Source organism: Kineococcus radiotolerans SRS30216 = ATCC BAA-149 (assembly GCF_000017305.1).
Lineage (GTDB): Bacteria > Actinomycetota > Actinomycetes > Actinomycetales > Kineococcaceae > Kineococcus > Kineococcus radiotolerans.
Genome location: NC_009664.2, coordinates 550,870 through 566,988 on the forward strand (window position 1 = coordinate 550,870; position 16,119 = coordinate 566,988).

14 protein-coding genes are annotated in these 16,119 nt (G+C 75.1%); 6 read left to right on the top strand and 8 right to left on the bottom strand.

Annotated features, from left to right (window positions below; all coding sequences use genetic code 11):
* Positions 1-33: 33 nt before the first annotated feature.
* From KRAD_RS02790 to flgB, 6 genes are all read right to left on the bottom strand, one after another.
* A complete protein-coding gene (locus KRAD_RS02790; RefSeq protein WP_011981723.1) occupies positions 34-813 on the bottom strand; it encodes a FliH/SctL family protein in 780 nt (259 codons plus the stop codon).
* A complete protein-coding gene (gene fliG / locus KRAD_RS02795; protein WP_083782198.1) occupies positions 797-1,792 on the bottom strand; it encodes a flagellar motor switch protein FliG in 996 nt (331 codons plus the stop codon). Before fliG ends, KRAD_RS02790 begins: the two co-directional genes overlap by 17 nt.
* A gap of 33 nt (positions 1,793-1,825) precedes the next feature.
* Positions 1,826-3,439 carry a flagellar basal-body MS-ring/collar protein FliF gene (gene fliF / locus KRAD_RS02800; protein WP_011981725.1) on the bottom strand — a complete coding sequence of 538 codons (1,614 nt, stop codon included), beginning with the start codon at positions 3,437-3,439 and terminating at the stop codon, positions 1,826-1,828.
* The gene (gene fliE, locus KRAD_RS02805; protein ID WP_041292570.1) at positions 3,439-3,774 is read right to left on the bottom strand and encodes a flagellar hook-basal body complex protein FliE; all 336 of its coding nucleotides are present in this window, start codon (positions 3,772-3,774) and stop codon (positions 3,439-3,441) included. Before fliE ends, fliF begins: the two co-directional genes overlap by 1 nt.
* A 104-nt stretch (positions 3,775-3,878) precedes the next feature.
* The gene (gene flgC, locus KRAD_RS02810; protein ID WP_011981727.1) at positions 3,879-4,274 is read right to left on the bottom strand and encodes a flagellar basal body rod protein FlgC; all 396 of its coding nucleotides are present in this window, start codon (positions 4,272-4,274) and stop codon (positions 3,879-3,881) included.
* A 52-nt stretch (positions 4,275-4,326) separates the two neighbouring features.
* On the bottom strand, positions 4,327-4,677 hold the full coding sequence (gene flgB / locus KRAD_RS02815) for a flagellar basal body rod protein FlgB (protein ID WP_011981728.1): 351 nt from the start codon (positions 4,675-4,677) through the stop codon (positions 4,327-4,329).
* A 417-nt stretch (positions 4,678-5,094) separates the two neighbouring features.
* On the opposite strand from flgB, the gene KRAD_RS02820 reads away from it, so the two are divergent.
* Positions 5,095-7,248 (top strand): hypothetical protein, encoded by a 2,154-nt coding sequence (locus KRAD_RS02820; RefSeq protein ID WP_011981729.1) that lies wholly within the window; start codon positions 5,095-5,097, stop codon positions 7,246-7,248.
* Complete coding sequence (locus KRAD_RS23900; protein WP_011981730.1) at positions 7,245-7,820, top strand: hypothetical protein; 576 nt, start codon at positions 7,245-7,247, stop codon at positions 7,818-7,820. The genes KRAD_RS02820 and KRAD_RS23900 overlap by 4 nt, the downstream gene beginning before the upstream one ends.
* A 116-nt stretch (positions 7,821-7,936) precedes the next feature.
* Here the strand turns inward: KRAD_RS23900 and KRAD_RS02825 are convergent, their stop codons facing one another.
* Positions 7,937-8,878 (bottom strand): M56 family metallopeptidase, encoded by a 942-nt coding sequence (locus tag KRAD_RS02825; RefSeq protein WP_011981731.1) that lies wholly within the window; start codon positions 8,876-8,878, stop codon positions 7,937-7,939.
* Positions 8,879-8,887: 9 nt separating this feature from the next.
* A complete protein-coding gene (locus KRAD_RS02830; protein ID WP_041291863.1) occupies positions 8,888-9,253 on the bottom strand; it encodes a BlaI/MecI/CopY family transcriptional regulator in 366 nt (121 codons plus the stop codon).
* Positions 9,254-9,395: 142 nt separating this feature from the next.
* Here KRAD_RS02830 and KRAD_RS02835 point away from each other — a divergent pair, with 142 nt between their 5' ends.
* From KRAD_RS02835 to KRAD_RS02850, 4 genes are all read left to right on the top strand, one after another.
* Positions 9,396-10,856: a cytochrome ubiquinol oxidase subunit I gene (locus KRAD_RS02835; RefSeq protein ID WP_011981733.1), complete on the top strand. Its 1,461-nt coding sequence runs from the start codon at positions 9,396-9,398 to the stop codon at positions 10,854-10,856.
* Between the two features lie 15 nt (positions 10,857-10,871).
* Positions 10,872-11,912, top strand: a complete 1,041-nt coding sequence (gene cydB / locus KRAD_RS02840) for a cytochrome d ubiquinol oxidase subunit II (protein WP_011981734.1) — start codon at positions 10,872-10,874, stop codon at positions 11,910-11,912.
* A gap of 7 nt (positions 11,913-11,919) precedes the next feature.
* Positions 11,920-15,282, top strand: a complete 3,363-nt coding sequence (cydC, locus tag KRAD_RS02845; protein WP_011981735.1) for a thiol reductant ABC exporter subunit CydC — start codon at positions 11,920-11,922, stop codon at positions 15,280-15,282.
* 87 nt (positions 15,283-15,369) lie between these two features.
* A complete protein-coding gene (locus KRAD_RS02850; RefSeq protein ID WP_011981736.1) occupies positions 15,370-16,086 on the top strand; it encodes a hypothetical protein in 717 nt (238 codons plus the stop codon).
* The last annotated feature ends 33 nt before the right edge of the window (positions 16,087-16,119 follow it).

The following is a 16,119-nucleotide window of genomic DNA, read 5'->3' on the forward strand; positions in this document are numbered from 1 at the left end:
CGGCCGCCAGGCGGTGGGAGACGAGCTGGGCGCTCACGCCGGGTCTCCGCTCGACCCTTCGGTACCCACGAGGGCTTCCAGGGCCCGGGAGACGCTGGCCCGCAGGCCCGCGTCCACCTCGGTGTCGCCCTGGCGCGCGACGGCGTCACCCGGTTGGACGGTGGGGTCAGGCAGGTAGGTCACGAGGTCTGCATCGGACGAAGCGTGCCGACCCTTGAGGGCGTCACCCGTCAGGGCGCTCAAGTCGGCCGGGTTGACGCGGACGGTGACCGGCTTCTCCCCGTCCAGGGGCCTCAGGGCCCGCTGGACGGCGTCGTGCACCGGGGAGCCGGCGAGGGTGACCTCGCGGTCCAGGACGGCGCCGGCGAGCTCCAGGGCGAGCTCCAGGACGGTGTCGGCCAGGGCCCCGATGCCGGGTTCGCGCTCGGCGCGCAGCGCCTCCCCGGCGGTGAAGAGGGCCTCCTCGGCCCGGTTGCGGGCCGCGCGCCGCTCCTCGCGGTCCAGCCGGGCCGCGGTCTCGGCGGCCTCGCGCTGCCGCTCCAGCTCGGCCGCGGCCTTCTCCGCGGCCTGGCGCATGCCCGCCGCCCAGCCCGCGGCGTAGCCCTCGGTGCGGGCGGACTCGCGGACCCGCTGCAGCGCCTCGGAGTCGTCGCGGCCGGTGAGGTCGAGACCGACGAAGCCCCGGGGGGAGGTGCTCGTCGCGGCCGGGACCGCGACGAACACCCGGGGCTCACGGGTCCCCGGCCGGGTGTCGGCCGGGGTGAACGCCCGCGACGAGGTCGCGGGACGGGACGCGTCACGCCACGAAGTCATCGTCACCGCCGCGGGTCAGCACGATCTGGCCGGACTCCTCGAGCTGGCGGATGATCGCGACGACCTTCTGCTGCGACTCCTCGACCGCGGACATGCGGACCGGGCCGAGCAGCTCGATCTCGTCGATGAGGTTCTCCCGGGCGCGCTCGGAGACGTTCTTGAGGATCTTGTCGCGCACCGTGTCGGTGACGCCCTTGAGGGCGGTGGCCAGGTCGGCGGTCTCCACCCCGCGCAGGACGAGCTGGATGGCGCGGTCGTCGAGGGTGGTGATGTCCTCGAAGACGAACATGAGCGCGCGGATCTCCTCGGCCAAGGCGGAGTTCTTGGTCGCCAGGCCCTCGAGGATGGAGCGCTCGGTGCCGCGGTCGGCGCGGTTGATGATGTCGACCAGGGGCTGGACGCCGCCGACGGCGGTGTTCGTCTTGGCCTGCAGCACCGTGGAGGTGCGGCGCTGGACGACGTCCTCGACGAGGCGGACGTACTCGGAGCTGGTCGCCTCCATGGTGGCGATGCGCAGCGCGATGTCGGCCTGCATGTCCGGCGAGAGCCCGCCCAGGATCATCGAGGCCTGGTCCGGGCGCAGGTGCGCCACGACGAGGGCGATGGTCTGGGGGTGCTCGCCGGTGAGGAAGGTGAGGATCTGCTGGGGGTCGGCCTGGTGCAGGAACTGGAACGGCTGCACGATGGCCGCCTCGGCGACCCGGCCGAGGACCTCCGCGGCCCCCTCGGCGCCCAGGGCGCCCTCGAGGAGGGACTGGGCGAAGTCCAGGCCACCGAGCCCGCCGCGCAACGGCGAGGCGATCATCCCGTGGAACTCCTCCAGGACGATGCCGGCGATCTCCGGGGAGACCGAGCGCAGCCGCAGGATCTCCGCGGTCAGCTCCTCGATCTCGGCGGGGCGCAGGTGGGAGAGCACCTTGGCGGCGTTCTCCTGACCGACCTGCATGAGCAGGACGGCGGCCTTCTGGGCGCCGCTCATGGGCGCGACCTCGAGCTCGGTGGACACCACGGGTCAGGACCTCCGATCGGCGAGCCAGCCGCGGAGCAGTTCCGCGACTTCCTCGGGCTGGCGGGAGACGAGTTCGACGACCTCGGTGCGGCGGGCGGCCGCGGCCTCCAGGGCCGGGTCCACCGGTGCTGCTTCGAGCGCCACCGGCCTTTCGACCACCGGAGCGATTTCCTTGAGCTCCTCGTCCAGGCCGGTGATGTCGCCCAGCTGCAGCGGCTCGACGTCCAGGACGTCGACCGTCTCCACCTTGCGGCGGCGGAAGGCGACCAGGATGACGACCAGCATGATCAGGACGAGCAGGCCCAGGGCGGCGGTCTTGGCGTAGCCGATGAGGGTGGTCTGCTGGTCGGCCTCGTCGGCCGCGGCGAGCGCGGCGGCGGCCTCGGCCGCGGCGGTGTCGTCGAAGGCGGTCTTGACGACCGAGACGCTGTCCCCGCGGGTGGCGTCGATGCCCGCGGCCTGGTTGACGATCTGGGTGATCTGGTTGACGTCGGCGGCCCCGGCGGCGCCCTTCGCGCCGGCGTTGACGACGACGGAGACCGTCTGCTTCTCCAGCTTGCCCGGGGCCTGCTTGGTGACCGTGTCGATCTTGTTGATCGCGTTGTTGTTGGTCTCGGACTTCTTGGCGTAGCCGCCGCCGTTCTCGGCGTCGCCACCGGGCACGGCGATGTTGTCGGGGCCCAGGACACCGGTCGCGGCGGCGCCGGTGGTGCCCTCGTAGGTCTCCTCGGTCTTGGCCTCGGCCAGGGGGTCGATCTCCTGCGGCTGGCTGTAGGTCGTGGAGGACTCGGTCTTGTCGTCGTAGTTGAGGGTCGCCTTGACCGTCGCCTTGACGTTGCCCTTGCCGTAGACGCTCTCGAGGAAGGTCTGCAGGTCGGCGCTGGCCGAGGCGTTGTAGTCGCTGGTCTTCTCCTGCTGGGCGGAGGAGCCGGACCCGTCGGTGGAGAGGGTGTTGCCCTTGTCGTCGACCACCGAGACGTTCGCGGGGTCCATGCCCTCGACGCCGCCGGAGACGAGGTTGACGATGGAGGTCACCTGGTCGTTGGACAGCTCCTTGCCCGGGCGCAGCTTGACCAGGACCGACGCGGTGGTCGGGTCCTGCTCGTCGAGGAAGACGTCCTTCTGCGGGATGGCCAGGTTGACCACGGCCGACTCGACACCGTCGATCGACTCGATGGTGCTCTCCAGCTCACCCTGCAGGACCTTCTGGTAGGTCTTCTGCTGCATGAACTCCGAGGTGGTCACCTTCTGCTCGGTGAGCAGGGTGTAGCCGGAGCCGGTGTCGGCGGGCAGGCCCGCACCCGACATCGCCAGCCGCTCGCTGTCGACCACGTCGGCCGGCACCAGGATCGTGGCGCCGTTGTCGGCGAGCTGGTAGGGCACGCCGTCCGCGTCGAGCTTCTCCACCATGGCGTTGGCGTCGGCGCCCGAGAGGTTCGAGAACATCGGGGTGTACGACGGGGTGGACGCCCACCGGGAGAAGAGGACGGCGCCGCCGAGGAGGGCGACGACGACCGCGATGACGACCGCCTTCTGGCCGGTCGAGAAGGTCCGGAATCCGGAGACGAAGTTCTTGGCGTTCTCGACGATCGCCGCGCTTCCCTTGGCCTTGGCCATCAGACCTGCATCCTCATGATCTCGTTGAAGGCGTCGACCGCCTTGTTGCGGATGGCGGTGGTGAGCTGGGTGGCCAGCTGGGCCTCGTTGCTGGCGATCATGTAGTCGTGAACGTTGGTGAGGTCACCGGTGGCGGCCTTCACCGCCAGGTCGTCCGACCGGGACTGCATGCCCTGCAGCTTGTCCAGCCCTCCGGAGAGCAGCGACGCGAAGTCGGTGCCGGAGGTTCCCTCGACCGCGGTCGCCGAACCCGCGCCGGGGATCCCGAAGGCGCCGGCGGAGGCGACGGTCCCGGTGGCCGCGGTGCCGGTGGCCGCCCCGATCCCGCGGGTCATCTGCGCGTTGTCCACGTCCTCGAGCCCCTGGCCGAAGCCGGTGGCGAGGGTTCCCATCGTGCTGGCGACGTCGCCGACGCCGCCGATCGACTCGATGCTCACGCTCAGCCCTTCCCGAGCTGCAGGGCGGCCGAGTAGGCCTCCTTGGCGGAGGTGATCGTCTGCAGGTTCGCCTGGTACGCGCGCTGGGCCATCATGAGGCTCGTCATCTGGCTGCTCATGTCGATGTCGGGGTACTTCACGTACCCGTTCTCGTCGGCCAGCGGGTTGTCCGGCTCGTGGACCATCCGGCCCTCGGTGCTGCCCGTGACGATGCCGGCCACCTGGGTGCCCTTGCCGTCGGCGGCCTCGGCGGCGACGACGTACCTCGCCGCGAAGGCGTCCTCGTCGGTGCGGGTCGCGGTGTTGATGTTCGCCAGGTTGTCGCTGACGGCGTCCATCCACTTGCGGTTCACGGTGACGCCGGTGCCGGCGATGCCGATCGCGTCGAAGATGCTCATGGGTTCGCTCCGGGGGTCGGGTCAGGGGGCGGGGATCAGGGGGTGGTCCCCGTCACTGGCTGCTCATCGCGGTGCGCAGCATCGAGTACTTGGAGTTCAGCGCCGAGAGCACCGTCTGGTAGCTGAGGTTGGTGGAGATGCCGGAGATCGTCTCCTCGTCGAGGTTGACGTTGTTGCCGTCCTCGCGGGTGGGCTCCAGCGACTTCTGCGTGGCGATCCCCGAGACGGCCGCGGCGCCGGCGTCGCCGGTGGCGACCGCGCTCTTCAGCTCGTTCTCGAAGGCCACCTTGTTGGCCAGGTAGCCCGGCGTGTTGATGTTGGAGATGTTGTCGGCGATGGCCCGCTGACGCGCCTGCAGACCGTTCAGCGCGGTGTGCAGCGCGACGCTGGTGAGATCGGACACGAGCCATCCTCCGTGGGTAGTACGACGCTTCTTCGTCCTGAGCGGTGCCGGCCCCCTGCGGGGACCGCTGCCGCCGGGGCTTGCCCCCACTCCTTCGGCCCATCCACCGGGGGCCTTGAGCCCGAACGGGTGCCCGAGGGGGCGGATCGGCCGGGCACGCGCCGAGCGGGTCCGGGCCCTTCACCCGTTCGGAGCAACCGCCCGCGCCGGGTCCACTCCCCCTGCGTCCCAACGACCCCGCGACGCCACACCCGTCACGGCCGGACCGGCCCGGCGCCCGGCGCGGGTTCACCGGGACGGGTGAACGCGCGGTGACGGCGCACCCTCACCGCCGGTGGTGCCCGGGCCGGTCGGGTGTCACCCGATCGGGCGATCCAGCCGCTCAAGTCCGCGGACCCGCGCGCCGAGGAGGACGCCATGACCACAGCGGACGAGACCACCGACCCGGGAACCGCGGCCCCCGCGGAGACGGTCGAACGGTTCAGCGACGCCGAGCTCGGCGCCCTGGCGATCGAGGCCGGTGAGCTGGCCGCGGCCGAGCCCGCCGAGCACCGCGCCACCGCGCTCGGCTCGCTCGCCGCGGCCCTGCGCGCCGGCGCCGACGGGCACGACGCCGCGGGCGTGGGTCAGCTGCGGCGCTGGGCCGACGCGGACCTGTTCGAGGTCCTCGACGTCGACGCCGCGGTCGCCCCGCTGACCCAGCGCCGCAGCCTGCTGCGGTCGGGGTCGCTGCGCACCATCCTCGTCTTCGCCCCGGTCATGGTGACCTGGGTCGGCCTGCTGTTCGCCGGTCGCGCCTACGGCGACATGAGCGCCGCGGGCGAGGCCACCGACGGGGAGTCGTTCCTGCAGCTGTGGCTGGACGGCTTCGGCGGGCGCACCGCCTTCTCCCTGGACCACGTCGCGGAGATGGCGGTCGTGCTGATCGCCGGCGCCATCGCCATCAGCGTGGCCACCGACCGGCGCCAGCGCGCCGACGAGGTCGGCGCGGCGAACGCCGACGAGGCCCACCGCCGGCTGCTGCGCGGGTTCGCCGCCCGCGCCACGGTGGCCCTGGCCCCGCACCGCGCCAACGCCGCCGAGCAGCTCGGCGCGCACTTCGAGCGGGGGCTGACCGAGCTGGGCCGGCTGGTGGCGGAGACGATCCGCCTGCACGCCGACACCTCCGCCCTGGTCGCCACCGTGCGCAGCTCCAGCGAGACCGCCATCGTGGCCGCCAACGCCGCCAACACCGGCGGCGCCGACGTCGCCCGCGCCGCGCTGGAGCTGCAGACCGCCGTCACCGCCGCGGTCAGCAGCCACGGCGAGCTCATCGCCGCCGACCGCGAGCAGCACACCCGCACCCTGGCCGAGTCCACCGAGACGATCGTGGGGCACCTGGCGCAGGTGCGGGAGGGCACCGCGGAGGCGCTGCGGGAGGGCCTGCAGGGCCGCGACCGCGTCCTGTCGGCCGTGGAGGGCGTCAGCGCCTCCATCGAGCTGCTGTCGTCCTCGACCCGGGAGTCGATGGCCGCGCTGACCACCTCTGCGGAGGCGATGACCCGCCACGGCGCCGACTTCGGCGAGCGGGTCACCGGTCACGTCGCGGCGCTGTCGACCAGCGCCAAGGAGTCGGTGGAGACGATGCACCGCACGGTCGTGGAGAGCGTGGAGAAGGTCACCCGGATGACCGGGGAGGCCTTCAGCGAGCACGTCGCGGCCTCCGCCGAGCACGCCGCGACGACGATGGAGACGCTGCGCCGCGACGTCGAGCGCACCTCCGCCGCCGCCGAGTCCGCGCTGGGCACCGCCAGCCGGGTCCTGGCCACCGCCGCCGAGGCCGCGGAACGCCGCACCCGCCACGAGGAGCGCCTGAGCGACCTGCTGACCACCCAGAACGAGGTCCTGGACTCCTGGCGGGGCATCGAGAACCGCCTCGTGGAGGCCGCGCACGACATGCGCTCGGTCCCGCGCTGGATGGACCAGGTGCAGCACGAGCACGCCGACGCCACCGGCCGGGCGCTGCGCAGCATCGGCGACGCGCTGCGCGAGGACGTCACCGGGGCGGTCAGCGAGACCCTCGCGATGGCCTCCGACGACCACGTCCGCCAGGTCAACCGGGCCTACCGCGACGCCAGCCGCCAGCTGACCCAGGACCTCACCCAGACGCTGGGGTCCGGTCTGGGCACCGTCGTGGACCAGGTGATGGACCGCCTCGGCGACCAGGTCGACCAGCTCCCGGAGCGCATCGCCTCCGCCACCGCCCGTCAGCAGCGCCACCAGGTCCCCGCCGCGGCGCCCGCCCAGCACGCCCCCGCCCAGCACGCCCCCGAGCGCCGGCCGCAGCCGGCGCCGGAGCGTCGCCCCGTGCGCCCCGAGGCGCGCGCGCCGCAGGTCCAGCCCCGCCCCGAGGCCCGTCCCGAGCCGCGTCCGGAGACCCGCGTGGAGCTGCCCCGCGAGGAGCGTCGCCCCGTGCGCCCGGCCGAGCCGGAGCTGCACGCCGACTTCCAACCCGAGGAGCAGTTCGTGGCCGTCGCCCCGCGCACCCTGCAGGGCCTCGCCGCCCGCCGCTACTCCCGGGCCGGCCAGTGAGGCGCGCGGCACGCGGCGCGCGGCGCACCGCGGGGGGCGACAACCCCGCCGTGGGCCTGGCGGGCTGGGTCTTCGCCGACGCGCTGCTGGCCCTGACGATCATCGGCCTGGCCGCCGGGGGTGCGGTGCACGCCGGCATCGGGGAGTCGAAGGCCGTCGCCGCGACGGTGGCTCCCGCGGTGGTGCAGCCCACCCCCGCCCCGACGGTGACGGTGACCGCCCCGGCCCCGGCGCCGGTCGAGGCCCCGCCCATGCCCGCCGGGGTCGCCCAGGCGCCGGTCGTGGTGAGCATCAGCGTGGACGGGACCGACGACGAGGCCGTGCGCGCCGCGGTGGCCGGCGCGGTCGGCGAGCTCGCCGCCCAGGGCCGCCGGGCCGCGTTCGTGCTGACCTTCGGCACCGCCACCTCCCCCGGGGCGGGCACCGCCCTGGCCCGCCGGGTCAACGCCCAGCTGGACGTGGCCGCCCCGGCGGTCTTCGCCGGCTCGGCCAAGCGGGACTTCTGGCGCGCGGTGAACGCCGACTCCCCCCACCCCGGCGTGGTGCAGCTGGAGCTGTACCTCATCCAGTAGGCCCCGCACCCAGCAGGTCCCGCGGCCCCGTCCGCACCGACACCCCTCCGGTCCCCGACCGGAGGGGTGTCGTCGTCGGGGGCGGTCGCGGCGGGTGGTCGCGGCGCGGTCCGGGCTCAGCGCACCAGGGCCCGGTAGCTGGCCTGCAACCACGGCACGGCCACGGCCAGGGTCGGCCCGCCGAGCACGAGGACCGCCGCCACGTAGGTGGCCAGCGACAGCCCGCGCCGGGCCGGGCGGGCGGCGAGGCGGCGCACCCGGGCCAGGGCCGCGGAGCCGACGGGCATCTCCGCGCCCTCGCCCGAGGTGCAGTCCGGCTGGCCGGCGAGGGCCACCAGGGCCCGGGCCAGCGGCAGCGACCCGGCGCGGCGGCGGGCGCTGTCGTCGGCGAGCATCTCCACGAGCAGCCGCACGGAGTCCAGGGCGGCCTGGCTGGAGACGACGCGCGGGAACGCGGCGTGCAGGGCGGTGAACCCCTCGAGGACGAGGTCGTGGCGGGCGCGCAGGTGGGCCCGTTCGTGGGCCAGGACCGCGCGCACCTCCTCGGGCGTCAGCGAGGCGAGCATGGCGTCGGAGACGACGACGCGGGAGTGGACCCCGGGCACGCAGTAGGCGACGCGGCCGGGTCCGGTGAGGACCCGCACCCCGGTCTCGGCCAGCAGGGCAGCGTCCACCTCGGAGGTGGACTCCTTGCGGTGCAGCAGGTCCACCATGTCGCGGTGGCGGTTGCGGCGGCGTCGGGTGCGGATGCCGACGAGGGTGGCGACGACCCAGAACCGGACGGTGACCACCGCGACGAAGGTCGAGGTGAGGCCGATGAGGGTGGTCTGGACGGGGCCGTGGCGCTCGAGGAAGGGGAAGCCGGGTTCCTCGGTGAACAGCAGCGACAGCGAGGCCAGCCCGGCGCCGAGGGTGGCCAGGACCGCGCCCAGGGCGATGGCCTGCCAGAGCACGAGGGCGGCGCGGGGCACCTGCCAGGTCCAGCGGGCCCGGGCCAGCAGCGCGGGCCCGGGACCGGCCAGGAGCAGCGCCAGTGCTGCGAACCAGACGGCGGTCACGCCTCGAACCTACGGGGTGGGGGCGTCGTCCCCGTCCGCGCCGGTCGCCCCCATGGCGTCGAGGGCTTCGCGCAGGGCGGCTGCTTCGGCCGGGGAGACACCACCGATGAAGTGCACCAGAGCGGCCTGCCGGTCGTCCACGGTGGGGACCCCCCCGAGGGCGTCGAGCATGAGCTCGGCGACCATCTGCTCGCGGGTGGCGGCGGGGGTGTAGCGGAAGGCGCGGCCCTCGCGCTCCTGGCGCACGACGTGCTTCTTGGCCAGGCGGTCCAGGACGGTCATGACGGTGGTGTAGGCGATCTTGCGGTGCTCGGCGAGCTGCTCGTGGACCTCGCGGACCGTCAGCGGGGACCGGGCCGCCCAGAGGCGGTCCATCACGTCTCGTTCGAGTTCACCCAGCGCCACGGGGGGATGTTACGTCAACCACACCCGTGAACGCGAGCCGTCGTACTACGAGGCTGAGTACTACAGTTGGTCGTAGCACGACAGGGCGTCGTGGGAAGGCCAGGAACCAGCCGTGAGCATCGAGTCGCTGACCCGTCTGCAGTTCGCCGTGACCACGCTGTACCACTACCTCTTCGTCCCGCTCTCGATCAGCCTGGCGCTGTTCACCGCCCTCCTCCAGACCGCCCACCTGCGCGTGCGGGCCCGCACCGCCCCGGGTGATCGCGCGGCGGAGCGCTACGGGCGGCTGTCGCTGCTCACCGGCAAGCTGCTCATGGTCACCTTCGCCGTCGGCGTCGTCACCGGCCTGGTCCAGGAGTTCCAGTTCGGCCTGTCCTGGAGCGCCTTCGCCCGCTTCTACGGCGACGTCTTCGGCCCCACCCTGGCCGTGGAGGGCATGCTCGCCTTCTTCCTCGAGGCGACCTTCCTGGGGCTGTGGTGGTTCGGGCGCGACCGGCTGCCCGCGCTGGTGCACCTGGCGACGATCTGGATCGTCGCGGTCGGCACCGCGATCTCCGCCTTCGTCATCCTCGCCGCGAACTCCTTCATGCAGAACCCCGTCGCCTACACGATCGACGAGACCACCGGGCGCGCGCGCCTGGGCAGCTTCCGCGACCTGCTGCTCAACGAGGTCAACCTCGCCGCCTTCCCCCACACCTACGCCGGGGCCGTCATGGCTGGCGGCGCCCTGGTCATGGCCGTCGGGGTCTGGCACCTGCTGCGCGGCGGGCACGCCGTCGGCTCCGAGGACTTCGCCGCCTTCCGCGCCCTCTCCCGCTTCGGCGCCTGGGCCACCCTGGCCGGCGGGGCGCTGGTCGCCGCCAGCGGCGACCTGCTCGGCAAGGTCATCACCGAGGTCCAGCCCATGAAGATGGCCGCCGCCGAGGGCCTCTACGAGACCACCACTGGCGCACCGTTCTCGATCTTCTCCTACGCCCCCCTCGGCTCCGACCGCCCCACGTTCGCGATCGAGGTCCCCGGGATGCTGTCCTTCCTGGCCAAGGGCTCCTTCTCCGCGGAGGTCCTGGGGCTGAAGGACCTGCAGGACGCCTACGCCGCGCAGTTCGGCGCCGGGGACTACACCCCCTGGATCCCGGTGGCGTTCTGGAGCTTCCGGCTCATGATCGGCGTCGGGATGCTCGCCGCCCTCGTCGCGCTGGTCCACCTGTGGGTCACACGGAAGTCCGCGGTACTCGACCCCGACCCGCGCCTGGCCCGCGGGATCCTCTGGACCCTGCCCGTCCTGCCGCTGCTGCCGCTGTTCGCCAACTCCTTCGGCTGGATCTTCACCGAGACCGCCCGCCAGCCCTGGCTGGTCTTCGGGCTCTTCAAGACCGCCGACGGGGTCTCCCCCGGGCTGTCCTTCGCCGAGGTCGCCCTCAGCCTCGCCGCCTTCACGCTCGTCTACGGCGCGCTGGCCTGGGCCTGGACGCTGCTGGTGACCCGCCTGGTGCGCCGGGGCCTGCCCGAGCTGCCCGTCCCCCAGCGCGAGGACGAGAGCCACGACCACGACACCCACGCCGTCAGCTACTGAGATCGGGAGACCGCGATGACATCCTGGGTGGACCTGCCCGTCCTCTGGTTCGGCGTGACCGTGCTGGCCTGGGTGCTGTTCTTCGTCCTGGAGGGCTTCGACTTCGGCGTCGGGTTCCTCGGGCCGCTGCTGGGGCGCACCGACGCCGAGCGCGGCGCCGCCCTGCGCACCGTCGGCCCCGTCTGGGACGGCAACGAGGTGTGGCTGGTCGCCGCGATCGGCGTCACCTTCGCCGCGTTCCCCGACTGGTACGCCGCGCTGCTCTCCGGCCTCTACCTGCCGATGATCGCGCTGCTGCTGCTGCTGGCCGTGCGCGGGGTGGCCATCGAGTTCCGCGGCAAGCACGACAGCGCGAGCTGGCACCGGCGCTGCGACGCGTTCCTGGCCACCAGCTCGCTGCTGCTGGCCGGGACCTGGGGCGCCGTCCTGGGCGCCCTGGTCACCGGGCTCGCCCTCGACCCCGGCGGCGAGGTCCACGGCGGCGGCCTGAGCCGTTCGCTGGCCCCGATCCTGGGGCCCTGGGCCGTCCTCGGCGGCTTCGCCGGGGTCCTGCTCACCACCGTGCACGGGGCGACGTTCCTGGCCCTGCGCACCACCGGCCCGGTCCGGGCCCGGGCCCGCCGCCTGGCCGTGGCGACCGCGCCCGCCCTCGTCGTCATCGCCCTGGCCCTGTTCATCGCCGCCGGTCACGCCGCCGTCGCCGCGGCCGCCGCCCTGCTGGCCCTGGCCGCGGTCGCGGCCTGGCGCGGCGCGGAGGCGCTGGCCTTCGCGGCGACGTCGGTCGCCGTCGCCGGTAGCGTCGTGGCGGTGTTCACCGCCCACCTCGCCGACGGCTCGTGGGTGCTGCTGCCGAGCACGCTCTCCAGCGCCAACGACGTCACCCTGCGGGCGGCGGCGGCCTCCGAGGGCGCCCTGCAGCTCATCACCGTCGCCGGCGTGGTGGTCCTGCCCGCCGTGGTGGTCTACCAGGTGTGGTCGTACTGGGTGTTCCGCCAGCGGGTGTCGACCGGCCCCGCCCCGCGGTGGGCCCGCCCCCGCGTCCCCGCGGCCCGGTGACCCGCCGGTGAGCGCGGCCACCCGCCCCCGGGGACCCCTCGACCCCCGCCTGCTGCGCCACGCCCGCCCGGCCCGGGCGGGGATCGCCGCGATCGGGGCCGTCGAGGTCGTCGCCGCGGGGCTGCTCCTCACCCAGGCGTTCGCCCTCACCGACCTCGTCGTCGCCCTCTGGCGCGGCACGGCGGCCTCGGGGGCCCTGGCCCTGCTCGCCGGGGCCGTCGGCGGGCGGGTCCTGACCTCCTGGGCCGCGGCGCGGCTGTCCCAGCGCACCGCGACGGCCGTGCGCCGGGACCTGCACGAGCAGGTCCTGGCCCGCGTCCTGCGGCTGGGACCGGCCTGGGTGGAGCGGTTCGGGCGCGCCCGGGCCTCCGCCGTCCTCACCCAGGGCCTGCCCGCCCTCGACGGCTGGTTCACCCGCTACCTGCCCGCCCTCGTCCCCGGGGCGCTGCTGCCTCCGGTGGTCCTGCTGCTGCTGGCCCGCCTGGACCTGCGCTCCGCGCTCACCGTCGCCCTGACCCTGCCGCTGGTCCCGGTCTTCGCCGTCCTGCTCGGCCGCGCCGCCCAGGCCCGCGCGGACCGGCAGTGGCACGTCCAGCGCACCCTGTCCGCGCACTTCCTCGACACCGTGCGCGGGCTGCCGACGCTGCGCGCGCACCGCCGGGCCCAGCGCCAGGTCGCGGCCGTCGCGGCCGTCACCGACGCCTCCCGCCGGGCAACGATGTCGGTGCTGCGCGTGGCGTTCCTGTCCTCCACCGCCCTGGACCTGGTGGGCACGCTGTCCACCGGCCTGGTCGCGGTCACCGCCGGCATGCGCCTGGCCGGGGGGACCCTCGACCTGCGCACCGCCCTGCTGGTCATCCTCCTCACCCCCGAGGCCTACCGGCCGCTGCGGGAGGTCGGGGCCCGCTTCCACGACTCCGCCGACGCCACCGCGGTGATCGACGACGTCGACGAGGTCCTCACCGCCCCGGTGCCCCCCGTCGCCGCCGGCACCGCCGCGGGGGTGCGGCTGCGGGGGGTGCGGGTGCGCCGCGACCACGGGGGCGACGGGGGCGGCGCGGGGGGCGACGTGCTGGACGGGGTCGACCTCGACGTCGCCCCCGGGGAGCTGCACGCCCTCGCGGGGGAGTCCGGGGCGGGCAAGACCACCCTGGCCCGCGTCGCGGCCGGGGTCCTCGTCCCCGACGGCGGGAGCGTCGAGCACACCCTCGACGGTCTCCTCCACCTGCCCCAGCGGCCGTCCTTCCCCCACGCCGGGACGGTCGCGCAGGCCGTCCGCGCCGGGCGCACGGCCACCGACGAGGAGGTCCGCGCGGCCCTCGACCTCGCCGCCGCCCCCGACCTCGCCCTGGACACCGCCCTGGGCGAGGACGCGGCGGGGCTCTCCGCCGGCCAGCGCCAGCGGGTGGCGCTGGCCCGCACGTTCCTCACCGCGCGCACCGGGACCGGGACCCTCGTGCTGGACGAGCCGACCGCCCACCTGGACCCCGCCGCCGAGGCCGTCGTCGTCGCCGCGCTGCGCGCCCTGGCCCACGAGCGGGGCTGGGCCGTCCTCGTCGTGGCCCACCGCCCGGCCCTGCTGGCCGCCGCCGACCGCACCACCACCCTCACTCGTCCCGCCGCTCCCCCCGCCTCCCCCGCCATGGCACCCTCGCCCGCGCCCGCCCGCCCCGGGTCCGGTGCCGCCCGCCCCGGCGCGGTCGCGGACCTCGCGGGGGCGTCGCGCGGACCCCGGCGCGGGGCGGGCGCGCTGGCCGTCCTCGCTGGGGTCGCCGCGGTGCTGGCCGCCGCCACCCTGACCGCCGCCGCGACCTGGCTGATCGTGCGCGCCGCCGACCGCCCCCCGGTGCTGACCCTGTCGGTGGCCGCCGTGGTCGTGCGCGCCTCCGCCACCGCCCGGCCCCTGCTCGTCTACGCCGAGCGCCTGCTCAGCCACGACACCGCCTTCGCCCGCCTGGCCCGCTGGCGCTCCGACGTCGTGGCCGCCCTGATCCCGCGCCTGCCGGGCCCGCTCTCGCGCCGGCGCTCCGGGCGCTCGGGGGAGCTGCTCGTGCAGCTCGTCGAGGACGTCGACGCCCGCGTGGACGGGCTGCTGCGCTTCCGCCACCCCGTCACCGTCACCGTCACCGCGCTGGTCCTGGCCCTGGCCGCGGCGGCCGCCGTGGACGTCCGCTCCGCCCTCGCCGCGCTGCCCGCCGTGGCCGTCGTCGTCCTCGCCGCCCCGGCCCTGGCCGCCCGCGCCGAGCGCCGCGACCGCGCCCACCGCACCGAGGTCGGCGCCCTCGCCGCGGCGACGGTGGAGACCCTCGACGCCGTCGAGGACCTGCGCACCCTGGGCAGCGCCGACCCGCTGGCGACGGTACGCCGCCGGGTCTCCGCCCTGGCCCGGGCGGAGACCCGGCGGGCGCGGGCGGCGGCGGCGACCGCCGCCCTCACCGCCCTGGGCACCGGGGGCGCGGTGCTCGCCCTGGCCCTCGTCGCCGGGCTCACCGCCCCCGCCGGTGGGCCAGGGGTGGCCTGGGTCGCCGCGGTCGTCCTGGCCGGGCTCACCGTCGCCGACGCCGCCCGCGGCCTGCCCGACGCCGCGCGCGCCCGCGAACGCGCCCGCGAGGCCCGCCGCCGCAGCGAGGCGCTGCTGGCCACTCCCCCGGCGGCCGTGGAGCCCTCCGCCCCGCGCGCCCCCGGCCCGCCCCGCGACCTCGTGCTCAGCGTGCGCGGCCTGCGCGCCGGCTGGGGGGAGGACTGCCTGCGCGGGCTGGACCTGGACCTGCGCCGCGGGGAGGTCGTGGCCGTGCGCGGGGCGTCGGGTTCGGGGAAGTCGACGCTGGCAGCGGTGCTGCAGCGCTTCCTGGACCCCCGCGCCGGGCGGGTCCTGCTCGACGGGGTGGAGGTGACCGGGCTGGCCGGGGACGACGTCCGCGCGGTCGTGGGCCGGGTCGCCGACGACGAGCACGTGTTCGCCACGACGCTGCGGGAGAACCTGCTGCTGGCCGCACCCGGTGCCGGGGACGAGGCGCTGACCGCGGCGCTGCACCGGGTCCGCCTGGACGACTGGTCCGCGGCGCTGCCGCGGGGGCTGGACACCCGCCTGGGCGACGGCGGGGAGCCGATGTCCGGCGGGGAGCGCCGCCGGCTGGCGATGGCGCGCGCCCTGCTCGCCGACGTGCGGGTCCTCGTGCTGGACGAGCCGTCCGAGGGCCTGGACGAGGAGACCGGGACCCGGTTGCTGGGCGACCTGCTGGACGCCCGCGGGGAGCAGGCGGTGCTGCTGCTGGCCCACCGCGCCGAGGGCGTCGACCGCGCCGACCGCGTCCTGGACCTCGTCGACGGAGCGTTGACCGGAGTTCCCACCCTCACCCGGTCGGTCTAGTCCGTCGTAGCCCCCTCCGCCCTCCCCGTGCTTACCCTGGGCGCCCGCTCCGCGCCGCCAGGCGAGAACCGACCCGGGGGTCAGCACGTGCTCGAAGTCTCCGTCACACCCCGTCAGCTGCTCGTCGCGCTGCTCACCGCCGTCGCCGCGCTGTCCACGGTCAGCTACCTGTTCCTCCTGGCGACCGTCGGGTTCGGCGTCGACGCCGGCCCGGTCGTCGCCGCCCGCAAGTTCGTCGACGTCAACGCCGAGACGAACCTGCCGTCGTGGTTCTCCGCGGTGCTGCTGACCGTCGTCGGGCTGGTGACGTTCGAGTTCGGCCGCCGGCTCCTGGTGGCCGGCGCGCGGTGGCGCTGGCACTGGGTGTTCCTGGGCGTGGGGTTCGGCTACCTGTCGCTGGACGAGCTCGTCGGCCTGCACGAGAAGCTGGTCGCGCCGATGACCGCCGTCGTCGGCGACGGCGGCGTCTTCCGCTACGCCTGGGTGGCCGCGGCGCTGCCCGCCGTGGTGCTCGTCGCCCTGCTCTACGCCCGGTTCCTGCTGGCCCTGCCCCGCCGGGCGGCCGCCCTGACCCTGCTGGCCGGGGCCCTCTACGTCGGGGGTTCGGTGGGGCTGGAGATGGTCGCGAACGCCCTCAGCGACGCCGGGTACAGCGAGCAGGGGCTGTTCCTCGGGACCCTGCAGGCGCTGGAGGAGGCCTGCGAGATGGCCGGTCCCGTGGTCTTCCTGCACGTCGTGGCCGGGTTGGCGCAGCGCGGACGCGTCGTCGACGTGTCCGCGCCGCGGCCGGTGGTCAGGGGCTGACCCGACTCGCCCCAGCCCGCCTCACCTCAACCC

Bases quoted from the DNA above. Each gene is read 5' to 3' on its own strand.
- KRAD_RS02830 (WP_041291863.1), bottom strand. From the start codon at position 9,253: ATGGACCGCCTCTGGGCGGCCCGGTCCCCGCTGACGGTCCGCGAGGTC.
- fliG (WP_083782198.1), bottom strand. From the start codon at position 1,792: ATGAGCGGCGCCCAGAAGGCCGCCGTCCTGCTCATGCAGGTCGGTCAG.
- flgC (WP_011981727.1), bottom strand. From the start codon at position 4,274: ATGAGCATCTTCGACGCGATCGGCATCGCCGGCACCGGCGTCACCGTG.
- fliF (WP_011981725.1), bottom strand. From the start codon at position 3,439: ATGGCCAAGGCCAAGGGAAGCGCGGCGATCGTCGAGAACGCCAAGAAC.
- cydB (WP_011981734.1), top strand. From the start codon at position 10,872: ATGACATCCTGGGTGGACCTGCCCGTCCTCTGGTTCGGCGTGACCGTG.
- KRAD_RS02820 (WP_011981729.1), top strand. From the start codon at position 5,095: ATGACCACAGCGGACGAGACCACCGACCCGGGAACCGCGGCCCCCGCG.
- KRAD_RS02790 (WP_011981723.1), bottom strand. From the start codon at position 813: ATGACTTCGTGGCGTGACGCGTCCCGTCCCGCGACCTCGTCGCGGGCG.
- fliE (WP_041292570.1), bottom strand. From the start codon at position 3,774: ATGACCCGCGGGATCGGGGCGGCCACCGGCACCGCGGCCACCGGGACC.